The 16,736-nt window shown below is 69.6% G+C and carries 11 protein-coding genes, 1 pseudogene and 1 riboswitch; of the genes and pseudogenes, 7 read left to right on the top strand and 5 right to left on the bottom strand.

Going from position 1 to position 16,736, the window contains the following annotated elements:
- Nucleotides 1-37 precede the first annotated feature (37 nt).
- A riboswitch (cyclic di-GMP riboswitch) is annotated at nucleotides 38-116 on the bottom strand.
- A 379-nt stretch (nucleotides 117-495) separates the two neighbouring features.
- Both VGV60_09445 and VGV60_09440 read right to left on the bottom strand, forming a co-directional pair.
- On the bottom strand, nucleotides 496-1,560 hold the full coding sequence (locus tag VGV60_09445; protein ID HEV8701479.1) for a thioredoxin domain-containing protein: 1,065 nt from the start codon (nucleotides 1,558-1,560) through the stop codon (nucleotides 496-498).
- A gap of 98 nt (nucleotides 1,561-1,658) precedes the next feature.
- A complete protein-coding gene (locus VGV60_09440) occupies nucleotides 1,659-4,544 on the bottom strand; it encodes a zinc-dependent metalloprotease (protein ID HEV8701478.1) in 2,886 nt (961 codons plus the stop codon).
- Between the two features lie 164 nt (nucleotides 4,545-4,708).
- Here VGV60_09440 and VGV60_09435 point away from each other — a divergent pair, with 164 nt between their 5' ends.
- Both VGV60_09435 and VGV60_09430 read left to right on the top strand, forming a co-directional pair.
- Nucleotides 4,709-5,161 carry a hypothetical protein gene (locus tag VGV60_09435; protein ID HEV8701477.1) on the top strand — a complete coding sequence of 151 codons (453 nt, stop codon included), beginning with the start codon at nucleotides 4,709-4,711 and terminating at the stop codon, nucleotides 5,159-5,161.
- Between the two features lie 145 nt (nucleotides 5,162-5,306).
- A complete protein-coding gene (locus VGV60_09430; protein ID HEV8701476.1) occupies nucleotides 5,307-6,347 on the top strand; it encodes a hypothetical protein in 1,041 nt (346 codons plus the stop codon).
- Nucleotides 6,348-6,419: 72 nt separating this feature from the next.
- Here VGV60_09430 and VGV60_09425 read toward each other — a convergent pair whose 3' ends face one another.
- Nucleotides 6,420-7,445: an arginase family protein gene (locus tag VGV60_09425; GenBank protein HEV8701475.1), complete on the bottom strand. Its 1,026-nt coding sequence runs from the start codon at nucleotides 7,443-7,445 to the stop codon at nucleotides 6,420-6,422.
- Nucleotides 7,446-7,467: 22 nt separating this feature from the next.
- Here VGV60_09425 and VGV60_09420 point away from each other — a divergent pair.
- Nucleotides 7,468-7,926 (top strand): annotated as a pseudogene (locus VGV60_09420) (TlpA disulfide reductase family protein).
- Between the two features lie 70 nt (nucleotides 7,927-7,996).
- Here the strand turns inward: VGV60_09420 and VGV60_09415 are convergent.
- Both VGV60_09415 and VGV60_09410 read right to left on the bottom strand, forming a co-directional pair.
- Nucleotides 7,997-9,001 (bottom strand): metallophosphoesterase, encoded by a 1,005-nt coding sequence (locus VGV60_09415; GenBank protein HEV8701474.1) that lies wholly within the window; start codon nucleotides 8,999-9,001, stop codon nucleotides 7,997-7,999.
- 25 nt (nucleotides 9,002-9,026) lie between these two features.
- Nucleotides 9,027-11,078, bottom strand: a complete 2,052-nt coding sequence (locus VGV60_09410) for a thiamine pyrophosphate-dependent enzyme (GenBank protein ID HEV8701473.1) — start codon at nucleotides 11,076-11,078, stop codon at nucleotides 9,027-9,029.
- A 240-nt stretch (nucleotides 11,079-11,318) separates the two neighbouring features.
- Here VGV60_09410 and VGV60_09405 point away from each other — a divergent pair, with 240 nt between their 5' ends.
- From VGV60_09405 to VGV60_09390, 4 genes are all read left to right on the top strand, one after another.
- Complete coding sequence (locus tag VGV60_09405) at nucleotides 11,319-13,157, top strand: serine/threonine-protein kinase (GenBank protein ID HEV8701472.1); 1,839 nt, start codon at nucleotides 11,319-11,321, stop codon at nucleotides 13,155-13,157.
- Nucleotides 13,158-13,168: 11 nt separating this feature from the next.
- A complete protein-coding gene (locus tag VGV60_09400) occupies nucleotides 13,169-13,846 on the top strand; it encodes an FHA domain-containing protein (protein ID HEV8701471.1) in 678 nt (225 codons plus the stop codon).
- 318 nt (nucleotides 13,847-14,164) lie between these two features.
- Nucleotides 14,165-16,282, top strand: a complete 2,118-nt coding sequence (locus tag VGV60_09395) for a thioredoxin domain-containing protein (GenBank protein HEV8701470.1) — start codon at nucleotides 14,165-14,167, stop codon at nucleotides 16,280-16,282.
- A gap of 208 nt (nucleotides 16,283-16,490) precedes the next feature.
- The gene (locus VGV60_09390; protein ID HEV8701469.1) at nucleotides 16,491-16,715 is read left to right on the top strand and encodes a cold shock domain-containing protein; all 225 of its coding nucleotides are present in this window, start codon (nucleotides 16,491-16,493) and stop codon (nucleotides 16,713-16,715) included.
- Nucleotides 16,716-16,736 lie beyond the last annotated feature (21 nt).

Raw genomic sequence — 16,736 nt, 5'->3', positions numbered from 1 at the left:
GCCTCCAAGGGTTCAACGAGCTGGCTGCGGCCATCCCGCTGGCAACCCGGCCGTCTCTCTCAGGAGACCCGTCGGCTTTCCGTCCCACCCTCACGAGTGGTTTGGCGCTGTCAAACGACCCTTGGCAAGAGCAAGCGAAGTGCCAGGGGTCCGACAGGCGGCAGGACGGGTCAGCTTCGAGGGCGGAAGCCCTGCCCCGGCAAGAGGCTGCAGAGGATCACGACCTTCCGTCAGCGCATCACGCGCGGCGTCAGTGCGCCGGCGCGGCGGCTGCGTCTGACCATGCTCCGGACACGCGGCCGGGCGTCGAGCCAGGCCTGCCCGCATCATCGCGCTTCAAGTCCCTGTGTCAGGCTGGGTTCAGGGGAGTGTCCAAGGGGCGTGCATCACCGTGGGGAGGTGTCGGGAAATCGCGGCAGGGTGGAGTCGGGGGAGAGGCCGGCCCCCGGCGCGCCGGAGCGGCACGGGGGGCCGGCACTGGACCTGGCTGCGCGCCTACTTGCTGCGCTCGAGCTCGGTGTCGATGATCTCCGCGAACGAGTTGACGTCGCGCGCGCCGACCATCGGGATGCCGTTGATGAAGAAGGTGGGGGTCCCGGTCACCCCGGCCTTCTGGCCGTCCTCGAAGTCCTTCTGCACTTCGTCCTTGTACTTGCCGCTGTCGAGGCAGGCCTTGAACTTGTCCTTCTCCAGGCCGATCGTCGCCGCGGTCTCGACCAGGTCGGTCGCCGCCAGCTTCGACTGGTTGGCGAACATGGCGCCGTGCATCTCCCAGAACTTCCCCTGCTCCTCGGCGCACTCCGAGGCCTGGGCGGCGACGTTGGCGTTCTGATGGAACGACAGCGGGTAGTCGCGGTACACCAGCCGGATCTTGTCGCCGTACTTCTTCAGGACCTCGGTGACCGTGGTCTCGGCGCGGCTGCAGTACGGGCACTGGTAATCGGAGAACTCGACGATGGTGATCGGGGCCTTGGCCGGTCCCTTCACGGGGTCGTCGTCCAGCGCCACCTGGACGCGGGGCGGCTCGAGCATCGTCTTCACCCCGTACTTGTCGCGCAGCGACTTGTAATACGCCCGCTGGGTGTCCGCCATCTTCTGGTTCTTGAGCATGGCGGTGATCTGCGGCGCCAGCTGCTCCTTCGTCTGGGCGCCGAAGCGGGCCTTGTTCTGCTCGTAGAAGGCGTCCACGTCGGCCTGCGCCGGCTCGGGCACCTTGTCGGTGATCTCCGCCTTCGTCAGCTCCTCCTTGGTCTTGCTCTTGGCGGCGGCCTCCTTCGCCATGATCTCGTCGTTGATCAGGCTCTCCAGGACCTGCCTCCGGGCCTCGTACTCGTCCTGCCGGACCTTCACCAGGGCTCCGGCCGCCTTGGCGTCGAGCTCCGCCATGGTGATCGTCTTGTCGCCGATGACGGCCGCGGCGGAATCCGAGGCGGCGCTCGCGGCGCCCTTCTTCCCCTTGCCTTCCTTGGCGGTATCGCCCGTGGCGGCGGCGCAGGCGAAGACGGTCGCGGCGCTGACCAGCGCGGCGAGGTAAAGGACCTGTTTGTTGCGGTGCTGCATGACGCCTCCTTCGCGTTCGTTGCGGTCGAGTTCGGGACAGTTCTTCAGGGTTCGGGGGGGATTCTACCCCCGGAAGCCCCGGCGGTCAAAGGGCGGGTCTATCCCTGGGGCCGCTGCGTGGCCTGCGGCAGCTGCCGCTGGATGCCGGCGTCGAGGGCCGCGGTGATCCGCGCCCGGGTCTCGTCCAGGTGCGCCCGGGTGATGACGTCGACCCGGGGCGCCGGCCCCTCGACCCGTCCGAGGACCGCGTCGATGCCGCGGCGAATCGCCATCAGGTCGGCGCGCGCCAGGGTGCGGGCGTCTTCTGGTGTGGAGGGCTCAGAGCCCACCGCCAGGCCGATCAGGGTCTGCAGATGCTTCCGCTGCAGGTTGCGGCGGAACGAGTTGATGCTCGCGCGGCCGTCGAGCTCGCTCCAGACGGCCCGGCGCACCGAGGAGAACATCTCGGACATGGTGAACGCCTTGTCCTTCCCGTCGTAGCGCTCCTCGATGTCGAGCAGGCGGCCCAGCGCGATCGGGTGGTACAGGCGGTCCATCGGGATCGACTGCAGGGCCAGGACGACCGTGTGGATCGGCAGGTCGATCCGCTCCAGGGTCCAGAAGTTTCCCTCGATGTCGGGGAAGCGCTCGACCGCCAGCTTGTTCAACAGGCGGGAGGGCAGCTTGAAGGCATCCGGACCGAAGATCTCCTGGTTGAGGAAGGCCAGGGCGGCGCGCTGCTCGGGTGCCGGCACCGGGTCGTACGGCAGGCGGCCGTTCGGATCGCCGATGTGGTCGCGGTAATGCCGGATGCCGCCGATGTACTTCGGCACGTTCAGCGCCGCCGGCGCGAGCTCGCCGACGGCCTGGGCGAAGACCACGCGCAGCTTCTGGTAGCGCAGCCCCGGCTCGTTGAAGCGGTCCTCCATCTTCCCGATCAGCTCGCGCGCCAGGCCGGCCCGAGACGAGTAGTAGGTCAGGATGTCGCTGCCGAGGTCCCACATGTTCGACGTCGGGTCGATCCCCTTGGGGGAGCCGGTGAAGGTGTCCTCGTCGGTGCCGTACGCCAGGCCCGGCTCGCTGACGCGCGAGGCGATCCGATCGAGCTCGGGCCTCTCGGCCGCGGTGGAGGGGGCGTCGATCGGCTTGTAGGCGTACTCGATCGCCCAGAAGTCGTACGCGCCGATGTTCCTCTGCCAGTACTCGCCCTGCGGCTTCCCCTCGGGGGCCAGGTTGACCGGGGTGTAGTCCATGACCGACCCGGTCATGCCGGCGCGCGAGGTGAGGGCGGCGTCCTGCAGCTTCTCGAACGGCAGGGAGTTGCTCGCCTTGAAATTGTGGCGCAGCCCCAGGGTGTGGCCGACCTCGTGCAGGGTGACGGACACGATGAAATCGTCGATGTAGGCCTGCTGCGCCTTCTCGTCCAGGCCGCCCCGGGCCTGCAGGATGCTCCAGCCGAGCGCCGCCTCGTGCGCCAGGCCGGTGGCGTAGTCGCAGTAGCCCAGGGAGGCCGGGGGAACCCCGGGCCGGGAGCCGGCGCCCAGGACCGCCCGTCCGGCGGGCGCTCCGGGCGTCCCGTCGAGGGCCCCGATCAGCGAGTCGAGAGGGAAGGGCCCCAGGGACGCCGTCCAGCCGGACAGCGTCCGCAGCAGGGCGGCCGTCTCCGCGGGGACGGAGCCGTCTCCAGGCCGGGCGGCGATTGGCGCGACCAGCTCTTCGTACTCGTGCCGGATGTTGCGCAGCATGTCGGCGCTGAAGCGGATGTCGGCGTCGAAGATCTGCCCGGTGTACGGATTGATGCGCGACGGCCCCTGCGCGAACCCGGCGTTCGGCGCCACGATCCAGCGGAGCGTCGAGTAGCGCACGTCCGCCGCGTCCCAGTCGGGATCGTCGGGCTGCTCCTTCACGACCAGGGCGTTCTTGAACCCGATCTTCTCGAAGGCCGGGTTCCAGCCGAGCACCCCCTGGCGCACCGCCTCGCGGTACTCCTTCGGGATCGAGTCTTCCAGGTAGAAGACGATCGGCTGCTTCGGCTCGGAGATCGCCGCCGCGGGGTCTTTCTTCTCCATCTGCCAGCGGGTCACGTAGCGCACCGTCGGCACGTCCGGCCGGTCGTCGGTGTAGTCCCCCATCATCGCCAGGAAATGCCCGACGCGATCGTCCGCCAGGCGCGGACGGAAGCCGGTCTGGGGCAGCCGCGACAGCGAGTAGTGGAAGCGGACCAGCATGCTCCGGGGATCGGCCGCGTACACCGCCGGCTTCTTGATCTCGGGAGTCTTGAAGTGCAGGACGGTCTCGAAGTCGAGGTTGTCCGGAAAGTTCTTCGCGAACGCCAGGGTGCTGCCGTCCCGGTCGAGCTGGTAGGGGGACTCGAACACCTGCTTCAGCGGCTGGGTCAACCCTTCGAGATCGCCGACGGCGATCGACCCCAGGTCGATCAGGACGCTCTTGCGATCCGGATGCGGCTGGCTCTCGACCTTCGCCTGCCCGACGATGGCGTCGGGAGCGGCGAGGGTCGCGGGCTTCCTGAGGGTGGACGACTCGTCGGCGCGGAACAACGTGTTCCGGTGGATGAGCTGCACCGTCTTGCCGCTCTTATGGAAGGCGACGACGTACTCCGGCAGCATGTCGCTCGGGTAGATGAACCCCTGGCCGATTCCGGAGACCAGCGTCGGGTTCAGCAGGAACGGCACGTCGAGCTGGTCGGGGGCGATCTCCAGGAAGTATTTCGCGTCGTCTTCCTTGAAGTAGACGCGGAACAGCCCCTGAAGCTCCTTGGTCCCCTTGACCACCTTGTCGAATGCGGGCTCCTTCGGAGCGTCCTTGTCGTCCTTCTTCTCGTCCTTCTTGTCCTTGGAGTCGCCGCCGTCGGTGGTCGCCGCCTCCCCTTTGGGCTTGTGCTCGCGGGCCTCGGGGGCGCTGGTGGAAAAGGCCGGCAGGGCGAGCCAGGCCAGTGCCAGGAAGACTCGAGCGGACAGGGAAAGAGCGTTGCGGGGGGTCATCATCGTCGGCACCTCGTGCCCCATGACCATCGTGGAATGGATCCGCCGCGGCAGGCGGCGGACGATACCAGTCGCACCGGAAGTGCAGGATTCTACCCGAAAATGGCCCTGACGGGGTACAATGCCCTCCACCCAAGACAAACCCCCGGCAGCAGGAGCATGCCCCGATGAAGTACCGACAGCCCGGATACCGCGACAGCGAGTACAAGGAAGAGCGCGAGAAACGAAAGAAGGAGGACCTGGGCCCTCGCGGGCCGCGCGAGCCGCGCGGCATGGCGCGCGAGGCGCGGGTCGTGACCCGCTGCTACCAGTGCGGCCACCAGGAGCCGTCGCCGGAGAGCCTGCCGACGAACGCCCTCTGCCCCAAGTGCCGCGCCGCCCAGCACTGCTGCCGCAACTGCGTCCACTTCGATCCCGGCGCACGCTTCGAGTGCCGCCAGCCGATCCCGAAGCGCTTCGACTCCAAGACCGCCGCCAACACCTGCGAGTCCTTCCGTCCCGAGACCGTCCTCGACGCCACCGGCCGGCGCATCGCCACCCCCGCGCCGGCGGCCGCCACCGCCGCCGCGAAGGTCAGCCCCGGTCGAGCCGCCTTCGAGGCGCTGTTCAAGAAGAAGTAGGCCCGCCGGCCCCTCGGGTGTTTCATCATGTCCCCGCGCGGCGATCACTCAGCGCGCGATGCGGAGCACGAGACGCGGAGCCGGCCGTCCGGCCCCCCTCGCACCGACCCCCCCCGCGGTACCTTCCGGTGCGAAAGGAGACCTGATGAAGACCCCGCCTCGGTATTCCTCGCGCCCGCTCGCGAGCGCCACGGCGATCGTTCTTGGCGCTCTGCTGACAGCCTCGCCGATCGACGCCGCGTGTCCCGCGGGCCAGTCGAACCCGATCACCTCGGGGTCGCCGGGTGGCCGCTCGCCGGTCCTCTTCGGCAATCTGGGAGGCGCCCCGACCGCCTCGTTCTTCGTCCTGGGCGCGGAACGCCGCGCGCACAGCGGCTCGCTTCCGCCTTCCGCCTGGCTGGTCAACCTGGGGGACCTCGACGGCGACGGCATTCCGGAATATCGGATCGATGCCCCCGGCGAGGGGCCGGGCGGCTGGGGGGATCCCCGCACCGTGGGCTGCCCCTCGACTCTCGTTCCGCCCCGCCCGCCGCTCGTCCTGGAGATCCGGCACGAGCGGGAGGATCTCGACGGCGACGGCAAGTTCGACGTCTTCGAGGACCTCAATCGCAATGGCCGGGTCGATCCCGGCGAGGATCGGGACGGCGACGGCCGTCTCACCCCTCCCGACGGATGCGAAGGGGAAGCGCGCGAGGACGTCGACTGCGACGGCCACGTGGACCTGTTCTGGGAGGACCTGAACTACAACGGCGCCCTGGATCCTGGAGAGGACAAGGATGGTGACCGCCGCCTGGACTACATCGACGAGGACAGGAACCACAATGGGATTCTGGATGTCGGAGAGGATCGGAACGGGAACGGTCACCTGGACACGCGGGACGCCCAGTTCGCCGTGGATTTCCCCCTGATTTTCCCGTACGTCGAGGATCGGAACGAGGATCAGATCCTCAACGATCGCCCGACCCCGCGCCCCGACGATGTCATCTTTCAGGGCATCCCGCCCGGCCCGCTGGTCCAGCTGCCGGCGTGGTACCCGTACGGCTCATTCGTCCCGGCCCCCGGCGGGATCGTGACCGCCCTGGTCGCCTGGAACGGCACGGCCTACAGCCTCGAGAGCATGCCGGCGTCGACACGGCTGGTCGCGTCCCCCGGGGACCTCGACGCGAAGAAGTTCCCGAACCGCTGAGCCCCGAATCACCGGGGCACGATCCGGCGACGACCTGCCCGCGCCGGAGCGGCGTGGTACGATGAATCTCCGCTATATCCTCGAGCTCGAAGCCTCGGAGCGCGAGGAGCCTGTCCGAGTATTCGGCCGGCGCTTCTCCGCCAGGACGGCGAAGGTCTCGAAGGCGATCTGCAGCGCCAGGAACAGGGTGGCGTCGGTCGGATCGAGGGGCGGGGCAATCTCCACCAGGTCCATGGCGCGGACCGGCAGGTGCTGCACGAGGCCGCGCGTCAGATCGATCAGCTGCCGGCTGGACAGGCCGCCGGCGACCGGGGCGCCGGTCCCGGGGGCGCAGGACGGGTCGGCCACGTCGATGTCGATGCTCAGGTAGATGTTGCCGACGCCGGCCATCCTCTCGCGGGCGACCTCGATCGCCCCCCGGATGCCGATCCGTTCGATCTCCTTGGCCGGCACGAAGCGGATCTCCTTCTCCTGCATGTAATCGAGCTCCACCTGGTTGTAGGAGCGCGTCCCGAGGATGAGGAGGTGTTCCGGCTTGAGACGGCTGCCGTCGAGCGCCCGGCGCATCGGGCAGGCGTTCGACAGCGGCGACCCCTCGTAGCGGTCGAACAGGTCGGGATGGGCGTCGAGCGAGACCAGGCCGAACCCTTCCGGGAAGCGGCTGGCAAACCCCCGCACCAGGGGAATGCTGACCGAGTGGTCGCCGCCGATCGAGAACAGGAAGGAATCCCTCCCGGCCATGGCCCCCGTCTTGAAGATCTGCACGACCGCCTGCTCGACGCGCGCGAAGTAGGCCTGCCGCGCCGCGTCGGCCGCCGGGCTGCCCGGGCGCGGCGCGGCGAGCGCGGACGCCCCGGACGCCCCCTCGGGCGCGACGTCCCCGGCGTCGCGCAGCCGCAGCATCTGCGGATCGACGACGTAACCCTCCTCGGAGATCGCCGGAGACGTCCCGGAGATGTCGCGCAGGCGGCGTGGCGCCTGGGACGCTCCGCCCCGCCAGCAGGCGCCGGCGTCATAGGGGAGGCCGAGGATGACGACGTCGTGAGGCAGCTCGAGCCCCGGCACCGCGAGCCCGCCCCATGGGTGGCGTTGGATCACCGCGGCATTCTAGGCTCGATCGATGGCGTTTGGAAGGACACGCCGCCCGAACTATGATGGCGGGACCATGAAGCTCCCGGGACCTGTCCCCGCCCTGATCGCCGCGGCCGTCGTGCTGCAGGCCTGCGGCCGGGCGGCCCCCCGGAGCGAGGCCGGAGCGGCGGCGGGGTACGCCCCCGCAGCGGGCGTGGCCTCGGACGCAGCCGCCCCCCTGGAGGCGGCCCCCGTCGCGACGGTCTCGTTCGGCGACATGGATCGGGTGCGCGCCGATCTGGCCGCGCTCAAGGGGAAGCCGGTGTTCCTGAACTTCTGGGCGACCTGGTGCGCCCCCTGCATGGAGGAGCTTCCCGATCTCGCGGCGCTGGCTCGCGAGGCGGGCGGCGAGAACATGGCCTTCCTCGGGATCTCGCTCGACTCCTGGGTGACGGGAGAGGGGACGGAGACCGGCGACAAGGTCCGGAAGGCCCTGGCCTCGGCCGGCGTCTCCTATCCGAACGTGGTGTACACGGGTGACCAGGACCCGCTGCTCGAGGGGTTCCGGCTTCCCGGGTCTATTCCCTACTCCATTCTGTACGACCCGGAAGGTCGGGACGTGGCGCGCTTCGATGGGCAGACTTCGATCGAGGAGGTCCGCCGGGCGATGGCGCAGCACGCCCGAAAGAAAGAGGGCGCTCCGCGGCCGCAGGACCCGTCGGCGTCACACTGAGGCCTGTGCCGGGGCGGGCCCGGGTCTCCGCGCGCAGCCCCACGCCGCCGGGCAGCGAACGGCGTGGACGGTAGTAGGCGCGCGCCGCCTTGACGCGGACCAGCTTCATCTCGGGATAGCGCAGCGCAGTCAGGCTGCCGCCATAGACGCAGCCGGTGTCGATGTTCACGGTCCTTCCGATCCACTCCGGGCGCCCCACCGGCGTGTGGCCGTACACCACCAGGGCCTTCCCCGAGTAGTCCGCCGCCCAGTTCACCCGGACAGGCAGGCCGTAGCGATCGGTCTCGCCGGTGGTTTCCCCGTGGATGGAGAAGCGCCGCCCCTCGGCCGAGTCGGTCCCGAGGTGCTCGGGCCTGATCCCGGCGTGCGCCACCGCGAGGCGGCCGCCGTCGAGGACCAGGTGGGGCGGGAGGCCGGCCACGAACGCGCGGAACCGGTCGACGAAGCGCCGCCGCGAGCGGGCCGGGAGCGCCCGGATCTGCCGGATGGTCTTCAGCGTTCCGGCGCTGCCGTTGCGTGCCCCGGTCTCGAGCGCGCGGAGGACCGTCACCTCGTGGTTCCCGGAGACCGACAGGGCACTCCCCTCGTCGACCATGCGCATCGCGATGCGCATGGCCTGCACGACGCCGGGGCCGCGATCGACCAGGTCGCCGACGAACACGGCGCGGCGGCCACGGGGGTGGCGGAACGCCCGGCGCGGCGAGGGCCTCCGGTAGCCGAGCCGGCGCAGCAGCCGGACGAGCTCGTTGGCGCAGCCGTGCACGTCCCCGATGATGTCGAACGGTCCTTCGTCGCGGGAGAACTCGAGCGGGCTGGGTGACGGGAGCGTCGGAAGTGCGCGCGAGGGCATGACGCCTCCTTCCTGGTACTCGGGCCTAGTACTCGAGGATCTCCTGGATCGCCCGGGCGACCTGCTCGACGCTCGGCAGAACGGCCGCCTCGAGATTGGGAGCGAACGGCACGAAGGAATCCCGCGCCCCCACGCGCCGGACCGGGGCGTCGAGGAACTCGAACGCCCGGTCGGCGATGAGGGCGGCGACCTCGGCCCCCATGCCGGCGAACAGCGGCGCCTCGTGCACGACCAGCGCCCGTCCGGTCCGGGACACCGACTGCAGCACGGCGTCGACGTCCATCGGCACGATGGTCCGCAGGTCGATCAGGTCGACCGACGGCTCCCCCCCCGCCCGTTCGGCCACCTGGCTGAGGGCCTGCTGCACCATGTGCACCGTCCGTCCCCAGGCGACGACGGTCAGGTCGTCCCCCCGCCGCACGGTCCGCGCCTTGCCGAACGGGATGAGATAGTCGGGGCCGGGCTCGGGGGTCTTGGTGTACACCTGCCGGTACAGCCCCTTGTGCTCGAAGAAGAGGATCGGGTCGTCCATCCGGCAGGCGGTCTTGACCAGCCCCTTGGCGTCGGCAGCGTTGCTCGGGTAGGCGAGGTACCAGCCCGGCGTGTGGGCGTAGAGGGTCTCGGGGGTCTGCGAGTGGAACGGCCCGCCACGGATGTAGCCCCCCACCGCCACGCGCACCACGATCGGCGAGGTCCAGGCTCCCGCGCTCCTCCAGCGCAGTGTCGAGATCTCGTTGCGTATCTGCATGTAGGCCGGGTAGGAGTAGTCGCCGAACTGGATCTCCACCACCGGCTTGTATCCGCCGATCGCCATCCCCTGCGCGACGCCGACGATCGTCGCCTCGGCGAGAGGGGAGTTCTCGACCCGGCCCGGGAACGCCTCGGTCAGGCCGCGGGTCACGCCGAACACGCCCCCCTTCGGGTCCTGGATGTCCTCGCCCCACATGATGATTTTCGGATTGCGCGCCATCTCTTCCTTGAGGCCGCGGTTGATCGCCTCGACCATCGTGATCGGCTTGTCCGAGACGTAGGCCGGCTCGGTCTCCTCCAGGATCACGCGGTCGGCGCTGAAGATGTCGGCCGTGGCGGAGGCCGGATCGGGGTAGGGGAGGGTGTCCACCTTGCGGGCGGCCTCCTCGACCTCGACACGGGCGCGCTCGCGCCATTCCTCCATCTCGCGGTCGCTCAGGATCCCCATCTCCCGGATGCGCATCTCCGTGTGGGCCAGCGGGTCCTTGCGGCGGGCCTCCTCCATGTCCTGGGGGGCGCGGTACTTGGTCTGATCGTCCGAGGAGGAATGGGAGTCTAACCGCACCACCATCCCTTCGACGAACAGCGGCCCGCGGCCCTGCCGCAGCTCCCGGACCAAAGGCTCGAGCGTGTGATGAGCCTCGGTGAAGCGCGTGCCGTCCACGCGCACCGAGCGCATGCCGAAGCTGCGCGCCACGTCGGCCAGCTCGGAGGAGGTCTGCTGCTGCTGCGGCACGCTGATGGCGTAGCCGTTGTTCTGGATGAGGAACAGGACCGGCAGGAGATCGTGCTGCGCCTTGTTGAGCGCCTCGAAGAACTCCCCCTCCGAGGTCGACCCTTCCCCGCCGGAGACGTAGACGATTTCGTCCCCCCCGGCCGCCTTGACCGCCTTGGCCATGCCGACGGCGATCAGGAACTCGGTCCCGGTGCAGGCGGTGGGCGACACCACCCGCAGCTCCTTCGACGAGAAGTGCTCCGACATGTTGCGGCCGAGCGAATTGGGGTCCCCCTCGCGCGACAGCATCCCCTGGAAGATGTGCTCGAGCGGCATGCCCAGCCCGACCATGAGCGCCTTCTCGCGATAGTAGGGGAAGAACCAGTCCTTCCCCGGCTGCAGCAGGAGGGCCACCAGGATCTGCATCTTCTCGTGGCCGCGGGCCGAGGCGTAGAAGGAGCATTTCCCGGCGCGCACGAAAACCCGGCACTGCTCCTCGACGTAATACGCCCGCAGCATGCGCTCGTACAGCTTGAGATACAGATCGGGCTTGACGCTCGGAGCGACCGATTTCGGGCGTGGGCGTTCCGAGGGCAGCTTCCTGACGGCCATGCGGAGCCTCCGGATCGGGATCAACTCCCATCGTACAACTTCACACTATGGAACGCCAGCGGGGGGCCGCTCCCCGGTCCCGCCAGGCCCTTGACGGCGCACGATTCTGTAAGCGCCCTTCGCGTGGAATGCCTTGTCGGACGCGGGTTTCTGCCTTGCCGCCCGCCGGGCAGGTCCTTATATTGCGAACGGCTCCCGGCTTCACGCCGCAAACCGAAGTCGCTGGCTGCGGGGGAACGCGTGCTCGGGAAAAAGCGACGCAAGTCATCCAGGAAGCGCGCGGAGGTTTCCGCGGCCGGCAAGCCCGCGGATGCCCCGGACCAGGCCGACGCCCCGGAGGAGAGGGCGGCCTCCGAAGGCACCATCACCCGCATCGGCCGCTACACCATCGAGTCGGAGCTCGGTCAGGGCGGCATGGGGAAGGTGTACCTGGCGCGCGATCCGGTCATCGGCCGCAACGTCGCCCTGAAGGTGATCACCATCCGGCCCGACCTCTCCGAAGAGGATGCGCGTCAGTACCGCGAGCGCTTCCTGCGCGAGGCCCAGGCGGCCGGGGCGCTGATTCACCCGAACATCGTGTCGGTGCATGACATCGGCCAGGACGCGGCGAGCGGCTGCCCCTACATCGTCATGGAGCACGTCCCCGGTCGCGATCTCAAGAAAGTCATCCTGTCGCGGGCGCCGCTCCAGCCCGAGGAGGCGGTCGGCGTCGTCGTGCAGATCGCCCAGGCGCTCGACTACGCGCACCGGCGCGGCATCGTGCACCGTGACATCAAGCCGGCCAACATTTTGATCACCGACCAGGGGAAGGTGAAGATCACCGACTTCGGCGTGGCGCGGCTCCCCGGGTCGGACCTGACGCGGTCGGACCAGTTCGTCGGCTCGCCGGGCTTCATGTCGCCCGAGCAGCTCAAGGGGGCGCCGGTCGACGGCCGCGCCGACCTGTTCTCGCTCGGCGTCATCCTCTACGAGCTCCTGACCGGCAAGGCGCCGTTCGAGGGGGAGACCGTCTCGGAGGTCCTGTACCGCATCACGACGCAGCCGGCCGAGCCGCCGAGCGAGGCGCACCCCAACGTCTCCCCGGATTTCGACCGTGTCCTCGAGAAGGCCCTCGCGAAGGACCCGGCGAGCCGGTTCCAGACGGGGAACGAGATGATCGCCGTCCTGGCGCCTCTCGGCGGCCTTCAGATTGATCCGGTCGAGGAGGCCGCGCCGGCGGGGGACGGGACGGAGGTCCGGTCCGAGGACGCCGCGTCGCCCGAGGCGGACGAGCTCGATGCCGTCGTCCCGCTCACGCCCTCTCCCTGGTTCACGCTCACCAGCCAGTGGCGCCTCGGCGCCCTGGTCGGCGTGCTCGTCCTGGCGCTGGTGGGCGTGAACATGGCCATCAGCCAGCTGTTCCGCGGGCCGCTCGGGCGCGCGGTGCAGTCGCAGGAGGAGCAGGCGCCGCCGTCCGGCCGGGTCGTCGTGCACCGCTCGCCCCGCGGCGTCGTCTCGATCGCCGGGACCAGCGTCCCGCCGCCGCCGGGGCGCAGCCCCTCCGGAGCGTCCTCCCCGAGCGGTTCGCTGGAAGGGGCGCGCGGGGGGATCGAGGCGGCGCGCGCGGCGGCCGACGAGGGCGGGCAGGACGCGATCCATTCCGATCGGCCGATCCAGGCGGTGTGCGCCATGACGTACGCCGGCCCGGTCGAGATCGCCCACGCGATCGAGGCGGCACGCCATCCTCGGCCCGGTTCCGTGCGCTCCTCCCGGCCGGTCGAGCGACCGAACGGCCGCCTCCGGGTCGAGGTGAAGCACAAGATGCGCTCCGGCCGCCTCCTGGTCCTGGTGGACGGCAAGACGGTGCTGTCGAAGCCGTTCGATGCGACCAAGGGGAAATCGGGGACGGTCACGCACGTGCTCTCCGTCCCGGCCGGCCGCCATGGCGTCGAGGTGCGACTCCTGGCCGACAAGGGCCAGATCGCATCCCGGTCGAAGATCACCGGAGTCGTGAAACAGAACGAAATCGCCCTCCTCAAGGGCGAGCAGCCGAACGCATCGCGCAAGGAGCTCGAGCTCGACTGGAAGGTCCCTCATTGATGGAGCGCACGATGAGCACATCGACCCCACGCACAGGCGACCCGATCCCCAGGATGCGCCATTCCACCGGCGCGTGGCTGATCCGCAAGGAGAAGCCGCTTCCTCCGTCCAAACCCCCCGCGCGCCCGCCCGCCCCAGGAGGGATCAACGCCCCGGGCGGGACCGCCGCCGGCGGCTCCATGATCTGCCCGGGCACGGACGGCGCCCGGCGCCCGGCGACCCGCGCGACCGGGACGGATCCCGGCGCGCCGGGCGCGGTCGGCGTCCCCTCGAGCGTCGCCCCGCGGCCGGCCGGCGGCGGGGCGATCGACGAGACCTCCCTCGAGTCGCCGGTCCAAAAAGTATTGCGCCGACCGTCGGCGCTCGGCGGAAAGTCGATCTACCTGACGGTGATCGAAGGGGACCTGAAGGGGAAGTCGTTCGACATCACCGGCCTGGGGACCTACACCATGGGCCGCCGGGACTGCGACATCGTGCTGGAGGACGAGAAGGTGTCGCGCAAGCACGCCTCCATCATCATCGTCCAGGCCGACAAGTACTCCGTGCAGGACCTCGCCAGCCGAAACGGCACCTTCGTCAACGGCGTCCGCCTGACACGCCGCAACATCCAGCACAATGATCTGATCCGGATCGGCAACTGCACCCTCAGGTTTACGGTGTTCGACGGACCCGTTCCCGTCGAAAAGTAACTGGCGCCCAACCCCCGGGTGAGGCGCCCTGCCCTGGGGATCCGGGCACGGGTCCGGCTCGCTGGCGCGAGCCTCCCCTCGGTTCGCCGTGCGCCGCCCATCGCGCATGAAAACGCGCGATGGGGCCCCGGCGCACGGTCTCACACGGCCCGGCTCCTCAGGGCAGGGCGCCTCACCCTGCGGCTACCCACCCGTCACTCGCCAACCGGTCCGCGCCGCGCCGGGTTCCTTGCGAAACACTTGCCTTGCGCCTGACCCATGGCTCCTGTAGCCTTCACGCATGCACACGATTCACACCATGCGCGCGAAGGCACGGCCGTGACGACCGGACAGCGGGAGAACCGGCTGGCGCGGGAAAACAGCCCGTACCTCAGGCAGCACGCGCACAATCCGGTCGACTGGTACCCGTGGGGGGAGGAGGCGCTGCGCCGCGCCCGGGAGGAGGACCGGCCGATCTTCCTGTCGATCGGCTACTCCTCGTGCCACTGGTGCCACGTGATGGAGCGCGAATCGTTCGAGAACGAGCGGATCGCCGCCATCATGAACGAGCGCTTCGTCAACATCAAAGTCGATCGGGAGGAGCGCCCCGATCTCGACGAGATCTACATGGCCGCCACGCAGATGCTCAGCGGGCAGGGGGGCTGGCCCAACTCGGTCTTCCTGACCCCCGACCTGAAGCCGTTCTTCGCCGGGACGTATTTCCCGCCCGAGTCGCGGCACGGCCGCCCGGGCTTTCCGGACCTGCTCGTCGGCGTGTCGGAAGCCTGGCGGGGGAAGAAGGACGACGTCGTGCGCGTCGCGCAGGAGATCGCCGGACAGATCCAGCGCCTGTCCGAGATGACCGCCTCGAAGCAGGCCCTGGGCCCCGCGATCCTGAACCGGGCGTTCGGCGACCTGGCGGGGCGCTTCGACAACAACGACGGCGGGTTCGGCGGGGCGCCGAAATTCCCGCACAGCATGGACGTGTCGTTCCTCCTGCGCTATCACCGGCGCACCGGCAATCCCGAGGCGCTGCGCATGGCGGTCCTCAGCCTGGAGAAGATGGCGCGCGGCGGCATCTGCGATCAGCTGGGAGGCGGATTCCACCGCTACTCGGTGGACGCGCGATGGCTCGTCCCCCATTTCGAGAAGATGCTCTACGACAACGCCCTGCTGGCGCGCTCCTACCTCGAGGCGGCGCAGGCCGTCGGACGGCTGCCGGTCTCGCCGGCGCTTCCCCAGGGGGGCGCCGTCCCCGCCGCCTTCTTCAAGGAGGTGGCGCGCGACACCTTCGAGTGGGTGCTGCGCGAGATGACCTCGCCCGAAGGGGGCTTCTATTCCAGCCTGGACGCCGACAGCGAAGGGGAAGAGGGGAAGTTCTACGTCTGGACGCTCGACGAGATCGCCGCCGTTCTCGGGGCCCAGGAGGCCGGCCTCTTCTGCAGCGTCTACGGCGCCGTGCGGGGCGGCAACTTCGAGCACGGCCGGAGCATCCTGCACCTCGAGGTCCCCGTGGCGCGGATCGCCGCCGACCTGCGCATGGACGAGGGGGAGCTGCGGCTGCGGATGGCGTCCGCCCGTTCCCGGCTGTTGAAGGCACGCGAGGGCCGGCCGCGGCCGGGACGGGACGACAAGATCCTGGCGGACTGGAACGCCCTGATGATCTCCGCCCTGGCGTACGGGGCGCGGGTCCTGGACGAGCCGCGCTACGCCGACGCCGCGGCCCGCGCCGCCCGGCTGGTGCTCGATCGCATGGTCCTGGACGGCCGGCTCCTGCACTCGTACATGGACCGGCAGGCGCGTCACCCGGCCTACCTCACCGACCACGCCTTCCTGGTCGCGGCGTTCCTCGATCTGTACGAGGCCACGCTCGACCCCGCGTGGGTCGGCGAGGCGTGCGCCATGGCGACCCGGATGATCGATCGGTTCGGAGAGGAGAACGTCCCGGGCTTCTTCTTCACCGCGCGCGATCACGAGTCGCTCATCGCCCGCACCCGCGAGGGGAACGACGGCGCCGTCCCGGCGGGCGCGTCGGTCGCCGCGCTCGCGCTGCCTCGCCTGGCGGCGCTCACCCTCGACGACGGCTTCGCCCGCAGGGCCGAGGAGACGCTCCGGCTCTATCGCGATCGGATCGAGCGCTTTCCCGCCGCCTTCGGCATGATGCTGTGCGCCCTCGATCAGCACCTTGCCGGCGTGCGGCAGGTCGTCCTGGCGGCCCGCAGGGACGATCCCGGGCTGCGTTCGTTTCTGCAGGCTCTGCGCGACTCTTGGAATCCGAACGCCGTCGTCGCCCTCGCCGATCCCGGCGCCCCGGATGCCGCACGCCTCGTGCCCCTGCTCGAAGGCAAGTCTCCCGTCGAAGGCCGCGCCGCCGCCTATCTGTGCGAGGGGGGCGCCTGCCGCCCCCCGGTCGTCTCACCCGCCGATCTCCGTCTCGAGGCCCCGGAAGGCCGTTAGGGTCTTCACCCTAATGCCTCTCCGGAGTCTTGACACTTCGTCACGGCGCTTTCTACAGTCTTCGTTTGGGAGCTGCCGGCATTCCTTTCCACAGGCGTCGGGCGGTCGGAAGCCGGGAGGGGCTGGCCTTCGAGGCCAGGGCTGAGAATCGCAAGCCAGGCTTGCAACACGACCGCCGCATGCATCGGACTTTCGTGTGGGGACTTGTATGGCTCGGGGAACAGTTGCCAAGGTCGTTCGCGATCGCGGGTTCGGGTTCATACGGGGAAACGACGGCAAGGAGGTCTTCTTCCACCGATCGGGCCTCATCGGAATGAACTTCGACGAGCTCGAGCAGGGCGCGGTCGTCGATTTCGAAGTCGAAAAGGGGCCGAAGGGACTGCGCGCGGCCAACGTGAGGAGCGCGCCGGGCAGCAGCGCCGCCGCGAACTGACGCCGAACACGCCGTCAGTGG

This window comes from Candidatus Polarisedimenticolia bacterium (assembly GCA_036001465.1).
Taxonomy (GTDB): Bacteria; Acidobacteriota; Polarisedimenticolia; order Gp22-AA2; family Gp22-AA2; genus Gp22-AA3.
This window is presented reverse-complemented; position numbering and strand designations above follow the sequence as displayed.

Coding starts and splice junctions, on each gene's coding strand:
- VGV60_09445 (HEV8701479.1), bottom strand. CDS start 1,560: ATGCAGCACCGCAACAAACAGGTCCTTTACCTCGCCGCGCTGGTCAGC.
- VGV60_09440 (HEV8701478.1), bottom strand. CDS start 4,544: ATGATGACCCCCCGCAACGCTCTTTCCCTGTCCGCTCGAGTCTTCCTG.
- VGV60_09435 (HEV8701477.1), top strand. CDS start 4,709: ATGAAGTACCGACAGCCCGGATACCGCGACAGCGAGTACAAGGAAGAG.
- VGV60_09430 (HEV8701476.1), top strand. CDS start 5,307: ATGAAGACCCCGCCTCGGTATTCCTCGCGCCCGCTCGCGAGCGCCACG.
- VGV60_09415 (HEV8701474.1), bottom strand. CDS start 9,001: ATGCCCTCGCGCGCACTTCCGACGCTCCCGTCACCCAGCCCGCTCGAG.
- VGV60_09410 (HEV8701473.1), bottom strand. CDS start 11,078: ATGGCCGTCAGGAAGCTGCCCTCGGAACGCCCACGCCCGAAATCGGTC.
- VGV60_09400 (HEV8701471.1), top strand. CDS start 13,169: ATGAGCACATCGACCCCACGCACAGGCGACCCGATCCCCAGGATGCGC.
- VGV60_09390 (HEV8701469.1), top strand. CDS start 16,491: ATGGCTCGGGGAACAGTTGCCAAGGTCGTTCGCGATCGCGGGTTCGGG.